This is a genomic window from Pedobacter riviphilus (genome assembly GCF_014692875.1).
Lineage (GTDB): Bacteria > Bacteroidota > Bacteroidia > Sphingobacteriales > Sphingobacteriaceae > Pedobacter > Pedobacter riviphilus.
Genome location: NZ_CP061171.1, coordinates 5630653 through 5648859, shown reverse-complemented (window position 1 = coordinate 5648859; position 18207 = coordinate 5630653). Strand labels below are relative to the sequence as shown.

Annotated in this window: 11 protein-coding genes; all 11 read right to left on the bottom strand. The window is 40.9% G+C overall.

Annotated features, from left to right (window positions below; genetic code table 11):
• Positions 1–471: 471 nt before the first annotated feature.
• Complete coding sequence (locus H9N25_RS23435; RefSeq protein ID WP_407947461.1) at positions 472–2901, bottom strand: glutaminase family protein; 2430 nt, start codon at positions 2899–2901, stop codon at positions 472–474.
• A gap of 255 nt (positions 2902–3156) precedes the next feature.
• Positions 3157–4002, bottom strand: a complete 846-nt coding sequence (locus H9N25_RS23430) for a PKD domain-containing protein (protein ID WP_167296458.1) — start codon at positions 4000–4002, stop codon at positions 3157–3159.
• 12 nt (positions 4003–4014) lie between these two features.
• Complete coding sequence (locus tag H9N25_RS23425) at positions 4015–5457, bottom strand: PA14 domain-containing protein (protein ID WP_190327415.1); 1443 nt, start codon at positions 5455–5457, stop codon at positions 4015–4017.
• A 30-nt stretch (positions 5458–5487) separates the two neighbouring features.
• Positions 5488–7191, bottom strand: coding sequence for a DUF4983 domain-containing protein (locus H9N25_RS23420; protein WP_190327414.1), 1704 nt, complete (start codon positions 7189–7191; stop codon positions 5488–5490).
• Positions 7192–7213: 22 nt separating this feature from the next.
• Complete coding sequence (locus tag H9N25_RS23415) at positions 7214–8833, bottom strand: DUF5008 domain-containing protein (protein WP_190327413.1); 1620 nt, start codon at positions 8831–8833, stop codon at positions 7214–7216.
• Positions 8834–8866: 33 nt separating this feature from the next.
• Positions 8867–9505 carry a hypothetical protein gene (locus H9N25_RS23410; RefSeq protein WP_190327412.1) on the bottom strand — a complete coding sequence of 213 codons (639 nt, stop codon included), beginning with the start codon at positions 9503–9505 and terminating at the stop codon, positions 8867–8869.
• A 137-nt stretch (positions 9506–9642) separates the two neighbouring features.
• Positions 9643–11166, bottom strand: a complete 1524-nt coding sequence (locus tag H9N25_RS23405; RefSeq protein ID WP_167296453.1) for a RagB/SusD family nutrient uptake outer membrane protein — start codon at positions 11164–11166, stop codon at positions 9643–9645.
• Positions 11167–11177: 11 nt separating this feature from the next.
• Positions 11178–14327: a SusC/RagA family TonB-linked outer membrane protein gene (locus H9N25_RS23400; RefSeq protein ID WP_223833500.1), complete on the bottom strand. Its 3150-nt coding sequence runs from the start codon at positions 14325–14327 to the stop codon at positions 11178–11180.
• Between the two features lie 21 nt (positions 14328–14348).
• Entirely contained in the window at positions 14349–15437 is a 1089-nt protein-coding gene (locus H9N25_RS23395) for a DUF5007 domain-containing protein (protein ID WP_190327411.1), read from the bottom strand.
• A 36-nt stretch (positions 15438–15473) separates the two neighbouring features.
• The gene (locus H9N25_RS23390) at positions 15474–16670 is read right to left on the bottom strand and encodes a fasciclin domain-containing protein (protein ID WP_223833499.1); all 1197 of its coding nucleotides are present in this window, start codon (positions 16668–16670) and stop codon (positions 15474–15476) included.
• Between the two features lie 10 nt (positions 16671–16680).
• Positions 16681–18198 carry a RagB/SusD family nutrient uptake outer membrane protein gene (locus H9N25_RS23385; protein WP_223833498.1) on the bottom strand — a complete coding sequence of 506 codons (1518 nt, stop codon included), beginning with the start codon at positions 18196–18198 and terminating at the stop codon, positions 16681–16683.
• Positions 18199–18207: the final 9 nt, after the last annotated feature.

The window sequence follows — 18207 nt, the reverse complement described above, 5'->3', positions numbered from 1 at the left end:
TCCCGTTTTACGCTTTTACGCTTCGCTTCCTCGTACCTCGTTGCTGCAGGGTAACGCTTCAACCGGGGCTAGGTGGCTACAACAGTATTTCATTTGTGGGGGTTATAAGGTGCAGAAACCCCTGTTACTAAACCCGATTGGAGCGAACACGTAGTGCAACGGAGTAAAGCGTAAAGCGGGACCAACGACCGCCAAGAACCACAGGCCAACCATTTCCTAATTCTAATTGCCATTAAGTATGTTTCTTGCCTGCATATATAAAAGTGTATATGTAGGTCTGTGGGGACACAGACCAAGGGATTAGGGAATAAAAGATTGCTTCACTCCTACGCAAAGCCTCTTCTTCAGTTCGCAATGACGAAATTAAGACCCAAAACTCATGTTATGTGACGACATGTACCATGTCGGGAATAAAAAAGGTCCTACAATTTAATGCAGAACCTTTGATTGTTAATTTTAAGGGATAAGATTTTATTTGCCAGCTAATTTATCGGCAAACATTTTCATGTAAAAACCACCGATTACACTACGGGCTTTAAAGTTATCGCGGATACCCGTATTCGAATCATAAAAATCGTTTAACGGCACCCTCGATTCGGTTTCAATGGCATGTTTGTATACCGGATGCACCAAAGCCTCAAATTCTTTTTGGGTCGGGGCAAAAGTGGCCGTCCATAAAATCCAGTCGTTTTTAGTGTAGGCTTTTCTGCTATCCAACGGAATACCGTACCTGTTTTGTTTAGTCAGGTAATATTTGGTTTCGGTATCATAAATTTTCTGCGGAAAGAGGTTTAAGTCCAGGACCTTATCCCAAACCAGGTTATATTTCTGGCTCCAGGTATCTTTATTATCAAAAGTTAAGGCATAATGATCACCTGCATCGGCCATTTCTATCCATTTTGGCACCATGCTTTCGGCAATGTTCCTATATTTTTTGGCCACATCATCATATCCCAATGTTTTCGCCATTTGGGCATAACAGGCAATACCTACAATTGCTTTTACAGATAAATTGGCATTGCGGGCCAGGTGACCAGCAAAATCATCGGTACACAGTTGTGTTTTTGGATCTAAACCTTCTTTGGTTAAATAATCAACCCAGGTGGTTAAGGTTTTCCAATGTGCTTTGGCATAATTGGCATTTCCCTGTGCTTTGGCAATTGCTGCAGTTAAAATAATCATATTACCCGATTCTTCTACAGGCATTGGCTCGCCATAAGTTTGTCCGTTTGCCAAAGGATAGGTACCTAAATCGTGTGCTGCCCAAGGGTGAGGATATTTTCCACTTTCGCTGAAATAGAAAATCCCGTTCAACATGCCCTGTAATAACTCCGGGTTATAAATCAGGTATAATGGCGCCGAAGGGTAAGTTACATCAACAGTGTTAATAAAACCACCACTGTTGTTTTCTTTAGATAACCATAAAATTTCACCCTGCGGGCTCTTTACCAAAGTATGTGCAGCAATGCTCTGGCGATAAGCTAAAACACATAAATCTGCGTATTCTTTACCACCTGATTTTAAGGCATCAGCATATAAATTTTGATTAAAAGCCTCGCATTTCTGAATCACGGTTTTGTACTCGTCTGCAGCAGCGCTTAGTTGTGATTCGAGGGTTTCTTTACCTGAGGTATTCCACCACGGCCTTAAATTTTTATTGAAGTATTGAACAGCATAAATTTCATCATAACCCAATTCAACATATTTTTCTACCGCAGCTTTACCTACCAGTCCGAAAGGGATAACGGTATTTAATGCGAGCATTTTACCCTGTTTAGCCGTTGAAGCCGAATTTCCTTTTCTAAAAGCATCAGCAGCATCTTTTTCGGTCGTTACAAACTGGATGACATTGCTTGTTTTTGGCGCAGCCACATAAAAGTAACCCCAATCAATGCGCATATCATCACTTGCTTTCTGAAGAACTGGCTGTTCTACTGTACCCGTTTTTAATACCGATAATTTGGCCGTGTTATATTTACTTGTTGTAACTTCTTGAGTAGGGCGGTAAACCGCAATGTTTGACGATGCACTGAGGTATACTTTTACCTGGTGGGTTTTACCATCATTTGCTTTTACCTGATAGGAGACGTAAGAAACCGGACGTGCAAATAAACCCAAATCGTTCATGAGCAAAGGAGAGGTAAAAGTTAATTTTAAATCAACCTTACCGCAGGTAAAGTTATAAATGGTTTGTGTGGCATTAATATCAACACTTTTTTGTTTAGCTATCTGTACTTTTTCGGCATTATCCTTTAATTTGTCTACTAAACCAAAATCAAGAAAACGCCCCCCGGCAGTATTAATCAGGTGGATGGCCATTACATTCGATCCGGCTTTTAAGGCATTTTTATCGCTATTGTTTAAGGCAATGTATTGGAAATTATTGGTCCAACCTTCTTTGGTATATATTTTCTTCCCGTTTAGGTAAACCTCAATATTATCATCGTGATTGATCTTTAAAAACAGTTCGTTTATTGATGCAGGGTTAGCTACGTTAAAGGTTCTTCTTACCCAGATATCGTGCGATTTCCACAATGTTTTCACATTTTTGGCATCGTCTCCTATTGGTGCAGCACCTGTTTGCCAGTTATTGGCCATGTAATTTGTAGCTTTCCAATCCCCCACAGGCTCGGTTTCCGTATATTTTACTTCGTAAGCTTTTTCATCTGAAGCAGGTACAACCGTTTTGTAGGCAGTGGTTTCTTTACCTAAAAAACGATAAATACCACCATCCACATTAATCATTCCTAAAAGAGAATGATCGGCACCCGTCCAATGTTGGGTAGAAGATTCGTTTAATTTATCCGTGTTAGACCAAATACTAAAATAGGTATTGTGCGTAATTAAGGGATAAGCTGGCGCCTTTCGCTCTTGTGCTTTTAGCAAGCTGGCTACAAACATGCAGCCCAGTATGCCTAAAAATTTTAAAGTGTTGGTTGTGTTCATAATTTGTGTGTGTATTGAAATCTGAATTTATATTATGGTTAGATACAGCGTTAGTTAAACGTTTTACTAATGTATAAAATATAATTTAATTTTTGCAGAGGAAGTCGACTTTTAATTGTCTAAATGACATTTAAAACTAAAACCTCAAAAAAATACATGAAGTTTTTAGGCTCCATGTATTTCTCGAATTGTGTGTAAAACCTATTTAAACTAAGGCTGTTTTTTGTTGATTGTCCACTCGGCCAATTGAAATATACGGCTACCCCTGTTTGCTTTGATATACAAACGATAAAATTTATAGGCTATATAATTATCAAAGTGGAAAAGCTTGGTTTGCTTTCTGCTTGGCCCGCTATTTTCATTTGCCCATGGGCACACTGTTACGGTATGCAGATCGGTATACTGAATACCATCTAACGATCCCTGTAAAATCCAGTATCTCGGATCGCGGTCGGCGGCATCGTTACCCGAAGTCATGGTATAGGCACCCACTACTTGTGGGGTATTAAGTTCGAAAGTACAACGTTGCGTACCATCAAAACCAGCCTGCAAAAATTTGGTATTGATATCCTGATCGACAAGTTTACTAGATCCCTCAGCAGAATTGGGACCGGCACCTGCCTCGAGGTTAACCGAAAATTTACCGCCAATGGTTTTCATGTAGTTTTCGCCGTATTTGGTTGGATCGAAATTAGGGTCAACCACTTTCAGATTAATCTCTTTAGTTGCAGCGTAGCCCTGTCCATTACGGATGGTTAAAATTACCCGGTAAGTCCCCGGAAAACGATACACATGTTTAGGCGAAACTTCAACCGAAGTACTATCATCACCAAACTGCCACAACAAAGTTTTATAATTTTTTGGGTCGGCCGTAAATTGCACCTCCTGGTATTTTGCCGGGTCTGGTATTTTATAATCGAATGCTACCAGTGGTTTAGGCTCTTCTACTACCGGAACAACCTCTTCCGTACTGCTCTTTTTGCACTTTACCATTAACACCATGATAAGGAGTAACACGGTACAGATGCTCCATAATCTTTTCATATTAGTTTTCATATCTATTTATGTTTATGGGGTTGGAAATAATTGTGTTCTTGGAATCGCCCTTTTACCTGTTATACCTGCTGATGGTACTTCATATTCGAGATAAGCCTGCTGGCCGCCCACATTTTCGCGGTGATGCGCTTCAATTCTATATTTAATACCACGCTCTAAACGGATAGTGGCCTTTCTCTCTGGTTTATCCCACTGTGTGGTATAATCGTCAATAATAGCTTTACCATTAATATATAACCGCGATCCATCATCCCAACGGGTTTGATAGAAAATATAATCGCCCCTTACGGGTGCCAGGAACTCTCCGCTCCATTTTGAGGCAAAATTATCCCTGCTTAAAGATACTCCGGCGGTATTTTTAACGTTGTCCGGCCATCCGTCGCCCGAAAACTCTATTGTACCATCAATACGGGTAGCAAAAGGCTCACGTCCGTCATCAGGGGCCAACTGGGTATTGGTATAGTATTTCGCAATTAAACCAGTACCGTTACCAATAATCGGAGAGTTGTTATCGAGGTTTACACTCGGATCTACCACCACAATTACTTTACCTTTTGTGGGGTGAATAACATGGTTGGTATTATCGCTAAGACTTAAAGCAAAGGCGAATTTTTTATTGGCTACAATGTTGGCATCGAAAACCGGCCATGGAATGGACAATCTGACTATTGCATTGCTTGCCCCGGTGTTAAACCTTACCAAAGTATCGAGGGTAAAATCTTTAGCCGCCAGATGAACAGCATTTATAAGTGTACCTGCAGAAAGTAAGGAGGCAATGGTATCGATATTATCTTTGATCTTAACATTAAAGGCTGTTGTAGGCGCATTATCCAAACTGATAATCAATGGAATGGTAACCCCTGCAGGCCCAACCTGATAATTTGGTCCCTGCGTAACGGTATAAGTACCACCGCCTTGAAAAGTAAGATAATGCACATCACTTTGTTTTAATAAATCGGAGGTATTAATGATAACCAGAATTGTAGATTTACCGCTGGCAATTTTGTTACCTTTGCCCGGTGCCGATAGCTTTAAGGCAAAAACCACTTTCTTACCCAGGTAGCGTTCCAGTACAGATCTGCGCACAATGGCTACACCCTCGGCATTATCGGTACCGTAAGTTACATTAATTACATTGGGGTATTCTACTGCTGCCGATGGCATGAGTACCGCATTGGTTAAGCCTCCGTTATTGATTAACTGGGTAACAGTATCATTATTTAAGGTTAAACCTACTTGAAAAGCTTCTTCAGCAATACCCGAAAGGGAGATTTTGAAAGGCACTTTTACAAACTGGTTATCCATCGTTACGTTGCCTACCACAATCCCTTCACCTGTAATGCTTTTACCGGCCGGATCGGGCAGTTTCAAATCTTCTATCTGCGATTCTTTACATGAATAGGCACCAACAATGATGGTTAAACCTATTAACAGGGCGTATATAATTTTTTTCATTTTTGATATTTTTAAATGATCAGCAAAATTTTATTGATCTAACCAAACTCTTCCGTCAAGCGCCCAGGTTTGCTTGTTGGCTATTTTTAACCAGTTAATTACCTGAACGGGTATATCGGATGTTTGGGGAACCAGCACCGCCAAAGTACTGGCAGAAGGCGGACAGATCAGATCGTTGAAGTTTTCCCAAACATATGCTCCCTGCAGTTTGAAATCGCGTGCCTGAGATGAAAGATCAATCATTTTATCGCCATTTCCATCGGTAGCTGGCCAGTAGCCAACTAAATAGTTATAAGATGGGTGACTTTGATCGATAGCGGTTTCGCAAGCATACTGCTGAATTACCCCATCTGGCACACTTAACTTAAAGAAACGGATATCACTAACATATACATCAGGTTCTCCGTGCCCCTGTCCATTTAGATAACCCAGTTTAAGTGCATTAGTATTGGCCAGTGAGCCTGAAGCGGTTATTTCCAACTCGTTGTTAAAAGTACCATTGGTGTAGGTACGGATAAATCTTTGATTGCCACGTTGCTCTAATTTAACCGAAAGGTTTTCCCAACGCCCCTGAATGAGGTCGCCGCCTCTGCATTGCCTATAATCGCCATCTTTTGTACCTCTCCACTCAAAATACCAGTAACGGTCTTCGAGATAGATTACCCACCCCACACTTGGGTGCCCACTCGACCATTCGTTACGCTTACCCAAAATGCTTGGCCAGAAAAACTGATCTTTGTTTTTCTTCACCTTAAGCTCAATGGTCATTTTGGTGGTATCATCGATATTATAAACATTGGCATCGGTTCCTGCAATTTCCGCCCTAATATCCTGCCCAACCAGTTTAACCGTTTTACCCAAGTACCTGTTGCCGGTAAATGGCTTCACAAGGATTCTTTTCTTATAGCTTGCACTGTAATAAATCACAAAAGCATTGTTGGCTGTTTTACTAAAAATGGTTTGATCGTCAGCATTTGGAGGAAGTGTAAATGCACCTCCATCGCTTGAAGCAATTACCACCAACCAATCTTCGTTTGCATAGTTTTTACGCTTTTTTAAAGCAGAAATGATCTCCCCTACTTGGGTATCAAATTTCTCTATAGCTGCTTTGTAGGCAGGAAATGAATTGTCATAACCAGAAGCAATACCGGATTTATCTACATCTGTAAAATGCCCTACCACTACCGAAGCAGTATCGGTATTGAGCTGGTTAATTACCGCAGCTTTTACCTGGTCATCGCCAGCTAGCAGATCGCTGATATCGGCCCCAGTAGTTAAGCTCTTAAATACTGCTGAAGAGGTATAAGCTGCAATTTTAGTTTGTAGCCTGCTTTCTTTAATCCGTTTAAAAATAATCGGATAATTCTGCAGGTTATTATTGGTCAGCGCGTCATCATTTACCAAACTTTTACTTTTCTTTACCCCGGTTAACATATTTGCCCAATTACTCGCATTCTGCGTAGCCTCCGGTTCATTTAAAGCCACCCAGCTGTAAATAGAAGTTGGCAGTAAAGCGGTAATATTGGGAATATTGGCCGCAGCTACAGATTGTCCTCTTGCGCCATCAACAATCAGGTACAAAACCTTGCGGCTGCCATACCTTACCTTTGTGGTATCAGTACCATCTTTAGCGGTAAGCGTCCTATCGAAATCTTTGTTACAAGAAAATATCGCGGTTGCAATTATTGCGGCCATTACACCAATCAATAATTTATATTTTTTTATTGTGCTCATCTTAATTTATGTTTAACTACGCTTATTCAATAGTTACTCTTACCATGTTGTTATAGGGCTGATTATCGAAACGATAAAAGCCACCAATCAGCAATAATGCTTTTTTACCATCGGCAGATTTGGTTTCAATCACATCAGAAAGGCCACCAGAAAATGGTCCGGTGGTATTATATCCAGGCGCAAGCAGTCCTGTTGGCGTAAGCACCATAAAACCATTTCTCGTTACATTGTTGTACTTTTTAAAATCGCCGCTTACTACAATCAACCCGTTCGAAATCTGGCGGGCAAAGTAAGGATAGCCACCTTCAAAGAATCTGGCATTGAAAGACTCATCCAGACTACCATCTTCATTAATGAGTGCCATTCCGTTTACAGGTTTGCCATTGTATTTTGTAAATGCCCCAGTAATGAAGTATTTTCTGGTGGTGGCATTATAGGTAAGCGATGTTATTCCATTATCTACCCCACTACCTGGATTAAAGCTCTGATCAACCGTTCCGTTGACTGCCAGTCTTAATATCTTTACAGCGGGTTGCCCATCGAAAGTACTGAAGTTTCCAAAAACCATTAGTTTTTCGAAGTTGGCTGCATCGGTATGCATATAGGTATCAATAGGGCCATTTGCACTTACATTACCTTTATTGGTTGCGGTATTAAAACGATAGGTTTTATCCAGCGAACCATCTAAATTGAATCTTAAAATCTGGCGGATTTCGGTACTATCCAGAATAACCGTATCGCGTGTAAAATCATAATTATCTTTATCGTAAGTACGTTTTACATAGTACCTGAAATTACCTGTTGCCAATATTTTTCCCTGATGCGGATAAATGCGGCTGATAAATTCGTTGGTACCGCCATTAAATTTCGGAAACCATTTTTGGGTAACGGTATCAGTTAATGTTGGTTTCTTTTTGGTTTGTATTTTAATGGTATCTATCGCACCGTTAGGGTATAAACTGGTAATGTTACTGATGTTTTCGGTACGCTGATTGTAACCGCTAAAACCGCCGGCTATGATAAACCTTCCACCGATTTCGATTACCCGCGATAATGAACCATTAGCGCCTCTGCCCGTTCTGAAGGTACGGTCGTAATCGCCATCCAACGATGTTCTGGCGATACGATTAATGTTGGTAATAATCCCTTTATTATCGTAGTTATTAAAAGCACCAATTACCAACGCACGACCATCCTGCATTTCGTAAAACTGGCTTACGTAACCGTTTGCACCTGCTGTTGCTTTCCAGGTAATATCATTTTTGATAATACCTGTTACCGTAAACTGCGGACCAAGGATTAACTGATCGCCAATGGCAATTGAAGTAATCCCCGTACTGCCGGCATCGGGTACCTTAACGGTAATTTCGCTTGCGGTTACACTTAACACCTGTGCTTTTTCGCCGTTAAACATAAAGGTTAACTGATCTTTATAGGCTAAAAGTCCGGTAGCTTTAAGGGTAACCGTTGTGCCTACAATGCCTTCTGCAGGTACAGACGGTAAAGTCTGGCTTATACCAATACCCAAAGCAGCCTTTCCATCTGCATAGGGATCGCTACCCAATTCTTCTTCTTTTTTACATCCCTGAATAACCAGGCCGCAAAGAAAAAATACGATTAGCATGTATTTTATTTTTTTCATGTTTTTGTTTTTTTTAAAATGATAACAGGCTAATTATTTGTTACTTGGTGTTAAACCGGTATTGTACACATCGTTAAAAAACTCATAGAGGCTAAATCCGAGGTATGCACCCTGGTAACGCAAGGTGTGCACCATACCATTGGTAGGCTTGATATCTGATGATGCTACATAACTGATGTACCAATTGTCGTTCGGCTTTGAAATATCAGGTATATATGAAAACACCAATTGCCTGTAGCCGATGTACTTAATCCCATTGGCACTGTTATACACCACCCCTATGTTCGAAACATCGTTGTTATAATCGTAATGAAGGGCACCTGGATAAATGCTTTTTAAATCCATGTCAATCTGCGGATAATCTTTTAATGCATTTACTCCTTTAAACATGTAGCGTTGCAGGTATTTGCGCCAAATTAGCGGGTTAATCTGATCAAGCGTTTTCACGGTATCCTTTCCAGCTTCGTAAAGCATCTGGTTTAAAGAAAGTAATCTTGGGTTTTTATTCCTGTCGTTGGTATGGATATCGCCAATGGTCCTTTTAATCACATCATCGTCGAAAGCAAAAAAAGTAAAGTTTTCTTTGCTGAACTGCTCTTCCATACCGGCCAGCTTAACAACTTGCGCTACGGTATCGAACGGAACTTTTTTATCTTTCAGGTACTGCAGCATACTGCCCTGATAATCGGGATTGGCCCTACCCCATCAATATAATATTCGTCACGTTTACAAGCGTTTAACAAGAGTAAAAGTGCTGCACATATCATCATTAGCTTTTTCATATCTTCTTCTTAATTTTTTTAATCAAATTAATTACCGCCGTTAACCCAGTACTCGTTTAGTACCATATACGGGTTGTTGTTTAGTGCACTTGAGTTTATTGGCCAGGTCCATGCACCACGGCTAAATTTATCTGCCGTTAGTACATTGTACGACCATTGGTTACTTAAAATTCTTTTGGTACGTACCAAGTCGAAATAATGGTGACCTTCGCCAATCAGCTCTCTCGATCTTTCGTAAAAGATAAAATCTTTAAGGGCCGAACCGCCTCCGCCAGTATATTTAGAGGCTTGTGCACGATCTCTAACCATATTTAGCAGTTTGATCGATTCTGCATCTTCGCCCAGGTTGGCCAGTGCTTCGGCAGCCAGTAATATTTCGCCACCATACCTGAAAACCATGAAGGTGTTATCGGGGTTGGCATCTTCCTCGCCGGTAGAGAAGGAGTTCTGTGCAAACTTCAGCATCATGAACTTTCCGTTGTCGGCGAAAATATCTTCATTAAACCAGCTGGTAATCCGCTTGTCGCTACCATCCTGAAAAAGTTTTTGCATGTATTCTCCACGGTAATAAGCAAAACTTACACGGTGGGTATATTCTGGTCTTTTATACGGATAGTGAAGAAACATATCCGCAATTGGAGCAATATTTGCGTTTGCATCGCCATAGTTAATACTGCGGTAAAACTCAAATAAACTTTCATCCGAACGTCCTTTTACTACGGTTGCCCACTCGTTAATTGGCAATAAACGGTACGCATTACTTGCAATGAGCTCTTTACCTAAATCGGCTGTTTCCTGATAGTATTTCTGGGCATTGTTAGGATCGAAACCTGCATTCCACATGTTCATTTCCATCATCAGCGCCACAATACTGCCCCTGCTTGCACGTACTCCTTTTAATGATGGGTCGGTGTAAGTCCAGGCGATACTGTTTTTATAAGTTTTTAAATCAGCGATACATTTATTCAATACTGAAACAAAGTTCTCTCTTGGTTGCGCTGCAGAGTGAAATGCATCGGTATAATACACCACATTGCCGTATAAACGTACCATGGTGAAATAGCTCAGCGAGCGGATAAATGCTGCTTCGGCCTTGAACGAATTTTTCTCACTTTCTGATACACCTGGAATGCCTTCATCCAGTTTCGCAATTAAAATATTGGCCCCCTGAATGGCCTGGTAATAAGCTGTCCAGTCGGTAATGCGGCTAAAATTGTAGAAATCCCATGGCCTGCCGCCAGAAATTAAAAATAAGAGGTTGTTTTTACCTAAAATCTCTACAAACTCACGGGCGGGCGCTAAATCCGATTGACTCTCATAAAGTACTTCGCCTGAACGGTACTCACCAGTGGCACCAATAAAGTGGGTTTCGTTGTACTTGCTAAAAACAATGCGGGATAAATTATAAATGTTGGCCACCACGTCTTCTTTTGACTGGAAGAAATTGTTTCCGGTTAGTTTATCGAGTGGCTGTACATCTAAAAACTTTTTACAGGAAGGCAAACAGAAAGTTGCCGCCATAATTATAGTATAAATGATAACTTTTTTCATAATAATATTGATTAGTTGCCTGTATTAAGTTCTAAGTTTAAACCAAGGTTATAGGTACGCGGAACCGGGTAACCGTTTGAAATATCGCGACCTAATGTGGTTACGTTTTCTGGGTTAGGGCCACTATATTTCGAAAAGGTAATCAGGTTGTTGGTAGAAGCATAAATACGCAACTGATTCAGGCCAAATCTGCTGATCCATTTTTTATTGAACATATAAGAAAGTGTTACGTTACTCACTTTTAAATAGCTTCCGCTTTCCTGCCAAAGGGTTTGGTCGGCACGCAGAGGCTGAATCTGATCGAAACGGGCATAATCATAAGGGTAAGGGTATTTAGCTACATCGCCAGGTGCTCTCCAGATATTCAGATCGTTTAAAGGTACTACCGAGGTTAGCGAGAAAGGGTTACGCATAATGGCAATCCTATCGGCCAGGGCATTGTTTAAGATCGTCCGGTCTGCAGTATAGGTTGCATACACATTTAAACCCCAGTTTTTATACCTGATGTTGGTAGATAAACCTCCTGTAACCAGAGGCTGCGAATTGCCGGTAATTTCATAATCGCGGTTATCTAAAATATAATCGCCGTTAACATCTTTAATAATCGGATCGCCACCTAAGAAAAACTGGCCATTGCTCTGGTACCTTTTTCCGGTAACCGGATCTACAGGTACATCAGCATCGGTTTTGTAAACGCCCTGGTTAATTCTTAAATAGTTTGAGAGCGTATTTCTGCCTACACGGAAAACGTTGTGCTGTAAATAACCCGAACCATCGAACCTGATGTACTGACCGTTGTATTCGGCCGGAAGTTTTAACAGTACATCGCGGTTTAACGCACCATTTACCGATACCGAAATATCCAGGTTTTTGCTTGTTACCGGCCTGAATGTTACCATTAGCTCGCTGCCATAGTTGGCAATACCCAAATCGTTACTGGCCAGCTTATTAAACCCTGTAGTGTTTGATAAAAATCTATCAAACAACAGGTTATCTACCTTTTTGTAATAGGTATCGAAGTTTAACGATAGCCTGTCGTTAAACAAACCTAAATCGAAACCCAGGTTATATTGGGTAGTGGTGGTTGGTTTAAGGTTCGGATTAGGAACAAGATCGTAATTGATACCAATAGTAGGGTTGTTGTTAAAGTTGCCATTAAGATTATAAATACCATAAATACTTTGCAGGTTTCCAGTAGGTACAATGTTTTGCCCCCAGGTTAACCTCAAACTACCATACGATAGCCATTTTAAATCGGCTAACCAGTTTTCTTTGTTAAAGTTCCACCTTAAACCTATAGATGGGTTTTTAGAGTATGGATTCTCCAATCCACTTGATGAGGTACCATCTAAACGATATGAAAATTCGGCCACATATTTTTTATCGTAATCGTAAGAAAGTGATCCGGCAAATGATGCAATGGTTGCATTTCTGTAATTGCTCAGTACACCGCCCCCTCTCGAATTATAATCATCGTAACCTACAGGACCTTGTAACTGGTCGTTCGGTAGTCTTTCCTGACGGGTAATACCGGCCTGTGCACCTTGCTTATAAATCTCGTTAAAGGTATTTACGAAAATGTTGTGTTTTTCGCCAAAGGTTTTGGCATAAGTAATACCATTACGATTGTACAACTGAAAGTTTCTACCCACGTAATCGTATAGCTTGGCATACTGACCATTGGCGGCAGCCGGCGTAAATGTTGATTCGGTATCGGAAGTATAATCGTAACTTAAAGTAGAAGAAGCCGCCAAACCCGGTATAAATTCATAACGTGCCTCTACGTTGGTACGTAAGTTCCGCGAGTTGTTATCGTTTAAAGTTTGTAAAGCCGATAATACACCTCCGGAAGCCTGGTAGAAAGAAGGTGGAGGCAGTAAGGTAGAAGCCTGCCCATTAGCAGCAACACCCGATTGCAACAAACCAACGCCATCACCTTTATTCTGCTTACCTACCGAACCGTTAATGAAACCAAAGAACCTGAATTTATCGTTTGGTTTAAATTCCATATTCATGTTCAGGTTGTAGCGGTCGTAACCTGTATTTTTAATTACCCCTTTTTCGGTATAATAACCTACGTTGGCTTTATAGTTAAATTTAGGGTCGCCACCATCTAAGGCCAAATTATGACTCTGATTGTAGGTAGTTTGATAAAATACGTTCTGCCAATCGGTAGAGTTGTTCCAGTAGGCATTTAAACTATCGGCTAAAAACGGTGTGTTAGAAATGTTACGGATATCGTTTACATTTTGTGCATTGAGGATAATTTGCTGAATTTTTAATGAGCGTTCAGAATTTCCACCTAAAGTTTCACGCAATTTAGGTGGCGCATTAACAAAGGCATTGGTTACATATCTGATACGTGGCACCTTAGAATTACCTCTTTTGGTGGTGATGATAATTACCCCGTAAGCACCTCGTGAACCATACATGGAAGTAGCCTGGGCATCTTTCAGGATCTGGATATTCTCGATATCTTCTTGGGGGATTAATGAAAGCGGACTAACCCCTGGGCCCTGGCTTTGAAAACCAAATTCGGCAGCTTTATCGGCATCTAAAGGCACACCATCAATAATATACAATGGTGATGTAGGTTGCAGGAAAGATTCGTTACCGCTACCAGAAATACTTAAGCTCGAAAGACCACGCACCTGTACCGAACCCCTGAAACCAGGTGCACCGGTATTGTTCTGAATGTTTAATCCAGGAACTTTACCCTGCAAAAGCTGCTCTACGTTTGATACCGGAATATCCTGAACTTCTTTGGCCTGTATTAAAGTAGCCGAACCAGTAGTGGTTTCTTTACTTCTCTTTTGGTAAGCTACAATAATTACCTCATCAAGCGCTTTGCGGTCTTCGCTAATGGTTACCGTAATATTAGTGGCCCCTGTAATTTTGGTTTTCTGGGTATTAAAACCTAAAAATTTAAATATAAGCGTTCCGCCAACCGGTACATTTACGCTAAACTGGCCTTTGCCATTGGTTTGGGTTAAACCTTTATTGGTGGCTTCTAAAATTACCGAAACCCCAGGTACCCCTTGCTTGGTTTCTTTATCTAAAACTGTACCATTCACAATAATGAATTTTTCTTGCGAATAAGCACTTGTGCCTAACATTATGCATACTATAAGCAATGCATAAAAAAGTATATTTCTTCTCATAATATTAGCTTAAAATATTGCCTACTCGCTGACAAATTTTGGGTTATCTGTTTTAAAATGAAATACAATTTCCCAGTCGCCTGCCTTATAAATGGCGAAATCGATACCGAAGTTGGCAATGATACGTCCACCACCGAATGAACCTCTCGAGTAACTCAGCTCGGCCTTTGCCCTCGAACCGCCCGTAGCGTACGAGGTTGGTATTTCTACCAGCGGAATTGGATAAGCCACATCGTACTGTACGTATTTATCGGTTTTCTGCATGTTAAAACCATGTATCATTTTATCCCACACGGTTTCGTTGAATTTTACCGGATTAATTTCTACCGAATCTTTATCTAAAACTTTTATTCGTAAAGAGTGTCCGTTGCCACCTGTAAACGGGCGGATGTAAACCACCACATCTTTCTGATCGTTATTGCTGACCAGGTTTTTATTGCTGTTAGCTCCGATTACGTTGTTTAAATAAGGGCGGATATAATCTCTTAGTTTTTTATCAAGCGGAAATTTAGGATCAGGGGCAGGCAAGCCCGTGTAAGCATTAAAATCGTTAGATGGCTCGTAAGGGCGTTCTCTGAATGGCCTGATCTGGAAGTCTCTAATTAATCGCTCTCCACCTGTATTTTTAACTTTTACATCGAAAAAACGGGTATCCTGCGAAAAATTGGTACTATCTGTTGGCCTTGGGCTGATGAGTTGATTGGTTGCCGATGCCCATAAAATAAACTGCCCTGAAGAACGGATTTCCAATAGCGAATGCTCCTCCAGTTTTCTTTTGGCTTCGATTTCGGCCAGGCTTTTTTCTAAACCCGTATAAGGGGCAGTCCAAACGTAAGTAGGTACCCTTTGAAAAATATCGCTCACCGGCCGGCCATCTCCAAATCTTGCATTAACAATTTCGAAAGTGATTGGGGCTGTTGAATTATCGCCATTAAAGCCGCCAATTAAATTATTACGACCAATAATTGGCTCGAGAATTTTATTGCTAAAATTTACATTATTACTTAAGTAATCTTTTTCGTCAGGCAAATTGTACAGTTTTTTACATCCGCTCAAAACAACCAGCGCAAACGCTACAAAAAGATGTTCCTTTTTTAGGATTGACTTCATAAGTTTTTCTAATTTATTTTTTCCGTACTCCATCATCTATTTCGTTTTATTAATTGTCCATTCGGCCAGCTGGAATACACCACCACTTCTTAACTCGGTAATATTTACGCGGTAATATTGGTAGGCCACGGTATTGGTACACCTGAATACTTTTTGCTGGTACCTTTCTTCGAAGAAGAAGTTGGTAACACGGTGCAGTTCGGTCCAGGTTACACCATCCTGAGAGCCCTCGTAAGTCCAGGCTTTCGGATCTCTTTCTACTCCATCATTAGCCGATGTTAGCGTATAAACCGACGATACTTCTGGCGTTTTAAGCTTAAACTGCATGGTTAAGAAGCCCTGCAAATCGCATAAGAACTTGGTGTGGTCATCCCCATCGATTACTTTTTTGGAGTTCTCGCCACTGGTTGGCCCACCACCATTTTCGCGGTTGGTAGAGAAAGTACCACCCACGGTAGCCATTAAGTTTGGTGGTGGCGGCACAAAGGTTAAACGGGTAACAAAGCCATCGAAACCAAAAAGGTGATCGGGGCTGATTACATGTACAATTCCGTTTTTGGTGCGGATATTATTGGAAGCCGTTGTACTGGTAGACCAGTTTCTGATAAACTTGCTTTTTTTGGTATTGCTGAATTCGATTACTTCAGGTCCGGCACCTACCTGCCCCGATGCCGATCCTTTTACCGATTTGGCATGCATGGGGTAAGCAACCTTTACACTGGTTAAGTTCAAACCATCCTGTAGTTTTAAAGAATCGGTTGGTTTTACACCCCTGATGATGTAGTAAGAAATCATGGTATCCAATTGTACACCATCAATATTCGATAGGAACAAAGGATCTTTATCTGATTGTTTTCTTAAGGTATTTAAGTTGCGCAAAGCCAGTTGAAAACTAGGATTGGTAACAGCAAACAAAGTCACATTACTATCCGTAAGTGTTTTTTTCAGCCCCATCCTGTCAACCGCTACAATGAGCGAATCGTAAACACCAGGCTTGCTTTTTAAATATTCGTATATATTTCCCGAAAACGGCGCGGTCTCATCGGTAGCATCGTAATAGCCGCCGTTCTTTTTACAGGCCGAATACACCAGGGCGAGCAATAAAAGCATGGTTATGGCTCCCGCATATTTTACAAATTTTTTCATCTGATTATGATTGTATTTTAATGGTAATGAAGCCATCAAGCGCTTAAGCATTTCGTTGCGCAATTTGAAAGCTGATGATGGTTTCATATCCTTATTGTTAGCGCCAGTAAGTATTCTGTGTTAATAAATTATTTTGCAATAAAAGCTTACGCGAAATTGGCCAGTAAATGCCACCCGAATTAATCAGGGTCATAAATTTGGCATCGTTCTGTCTGATTTTATTGTAGCGGATCATATCGTACCAGCGCTGTCCTTCGCCCATTAACTCGCGGTGCCTTTCTTCAAAAATCATTTTGAGAATATCAACCTTGGTTAGGTCTATCACAACCTCTGTTCCTGAGGTTACCCTTCTGGTTATTACCTGGAGCAATTCGTTTTTAGCCCCTTCCTGATCGCCTAATACCGACAAAGCTTCGGCACGCAAAAGCACAATATCTTCTAAGCGGGTAAAAATTAAAGCGCTGGTAAAGTACCTGAAGTTCGGATCGGTACCCCCACCCTGAATTACCTTTATTTTACTGAAGATGGGGTACTTACCATTTAAGTTGGTGAAATACCTGTCGAATTTTGACTGCCCTAAAGTATCAACAGCAAATCTTTCATCTTTCGGCAGGTTGAAGTATTTTAAAATGGAATCTTTAGGCAAATAAATATCTGGTATCGCTTTGGTAATGATTGGCTCAGCCAGTGTCAGTTCTTCAATATGACCGGTTGATGAACCATCAATGTGGCCATAATCGGAGTTAAAGCCAAACATCTGCCTGAAGTTTTTATTATAGAAAAATCCGTTCGAGTTGCTTAAATCGGTTACTGAAGTAAAACCGCCACCGCTTCTGCCATAATTGTCTTCTACAAATTTGGCATATTTGGCCACGCTCGAATAATCGGCTGTCCAGGCGGCAACATGTGCTAAAACGGCATAGGCCGTAACTTTTGTGGCTAGTGCACCACCCCAACGGGTCCTGTCTTCGTTGTAGTAATTGCTGGGTTGCTGAATATCTCCTCCACTGTAAATGTATGGCAGATCGGCAGCGGCCCTTAACATTTCGCTTTCTACCCATGCTAAAATCTTAGCCTGACTCTCACGCGGCTTATTTTCAAATACCCCTTCGTTTGAGGAGATAATGAAAGGTATATCGCCCCAGATACGTACCATGTAAAAATAAGCAAAAGCCCTTAAAAACCGGGCTTGTGCCATATCTACTGTCATATTGTTATCCGAGTAACGTTTATCGGTAGCCCTAACATGGGCAACATTTTCCAGAAAAACATTTGCTCCGTTAACAATGGCATAAAACCGGGTCCAATCAGAAAGTGATTCTACCACAGGGTATGATGCATTTAAATTATTACTGATGATGGCTTTAAGGTCTTGTCTTTTAGGACTTGTAAATTCGCCTGTTCTTACATCACCATAAATCCAGTGTCCATTGTTATCAGATAGTGCAGCACGGGTAAGTGCATAAACGCCCATAATACCTGCTCTTGCATCTTCAACTGTGTTCCACATGTTTTTCTCGCCCACAACGCGGGTCGAATCGGTTTCAAGGGCTTTATTACAACCTGATAAAACCACTATAGCCAACAGAAATGTGTATAATATCTTCTTCATCATTGTTGATGT

Excerpts from the sequence above, each read along its gene's own strand:
- H9N25_RS23420 (WP_190327414.1), bottom strand. The coding sequence starts at position 7,191 with ATGAGCACAATAAAAAAATATAAATTATTGATTGGTGTAATGGCCGCA.
- H9N25_RS23395 (WP_190327411.1), bottom strand. The coding sequence starts at position 15,437 with ATGAAGTCAATCCTAAAAAAGGAACATCTTTTTGTAGCGTTTGCGCTG.
- H9N25_RS23425 (WP_190327415.1), bottom strand. The coding sequence starts at position 5,457 with ATGAAAAAAATTATATACGCCCTGTTAATAGGTTTAACCATCATTGTT.
- H9N25_RS23390 (WP_223833499.1), bottom strand. The coding sequence starts at position 16,670 with ATGAAACCATCATCAGCTTTCAAATTGCGCAACGAAATGCTTAAGCGC.
- H9N25_RS23400 (WP_223833500.1), bottom strand. The coding sequence starts at position 14,327 with ATGAGAAGAAATATACTTTTTTATGCATTGCTTATAGTATGCATAATG.
- H9N25_RS23415 (WP_190327413.1), bottom strand. The coding sequence starts at position 8,833 with ATGAAAAAAATAAAATACATGCTAATCGTATTTTTTCTTTGCGGCCTG.
- H9N25_RS23435 (WP_407947461.1), bottom strand. The coding sequence starts at position 2,901 with ATGTTTGTAGCCAGCTTGCTAAAAGCACAAGAGCGAAAGGCGCCAGCT.
- H9N25_RS23405 (WP_167296453.1), bottom strand. The coding sequence starts at position 11,166 with ATGAAAAAAGTTATCATTTATACTATAATTATGGCGGCAACTTTCTGT.
- H9N25_RS23385 (WP_223833498.1), bottom strand. The coding sequence starts at position 18,198 with ATGATGAAGAAGATATTATACACATTTCTGTTGGCTATAGTGGTTTTA.
- H9N25_RS23410 (WP_190327412.1), bottom strand. The coding sequence starts at position 9,505 with ATGCTGCAGTACCTGAAAGATAAAAAAGTTCCGTTCGATACCGTAGCG.
- H9N25_RS23430 (WP_167296458.1), bottom strand. The coding sequence starts at position 4,002 with ATGAAAACTAATATGAAAAGATTATGGAGCATCTGTACCGTGTTACTC.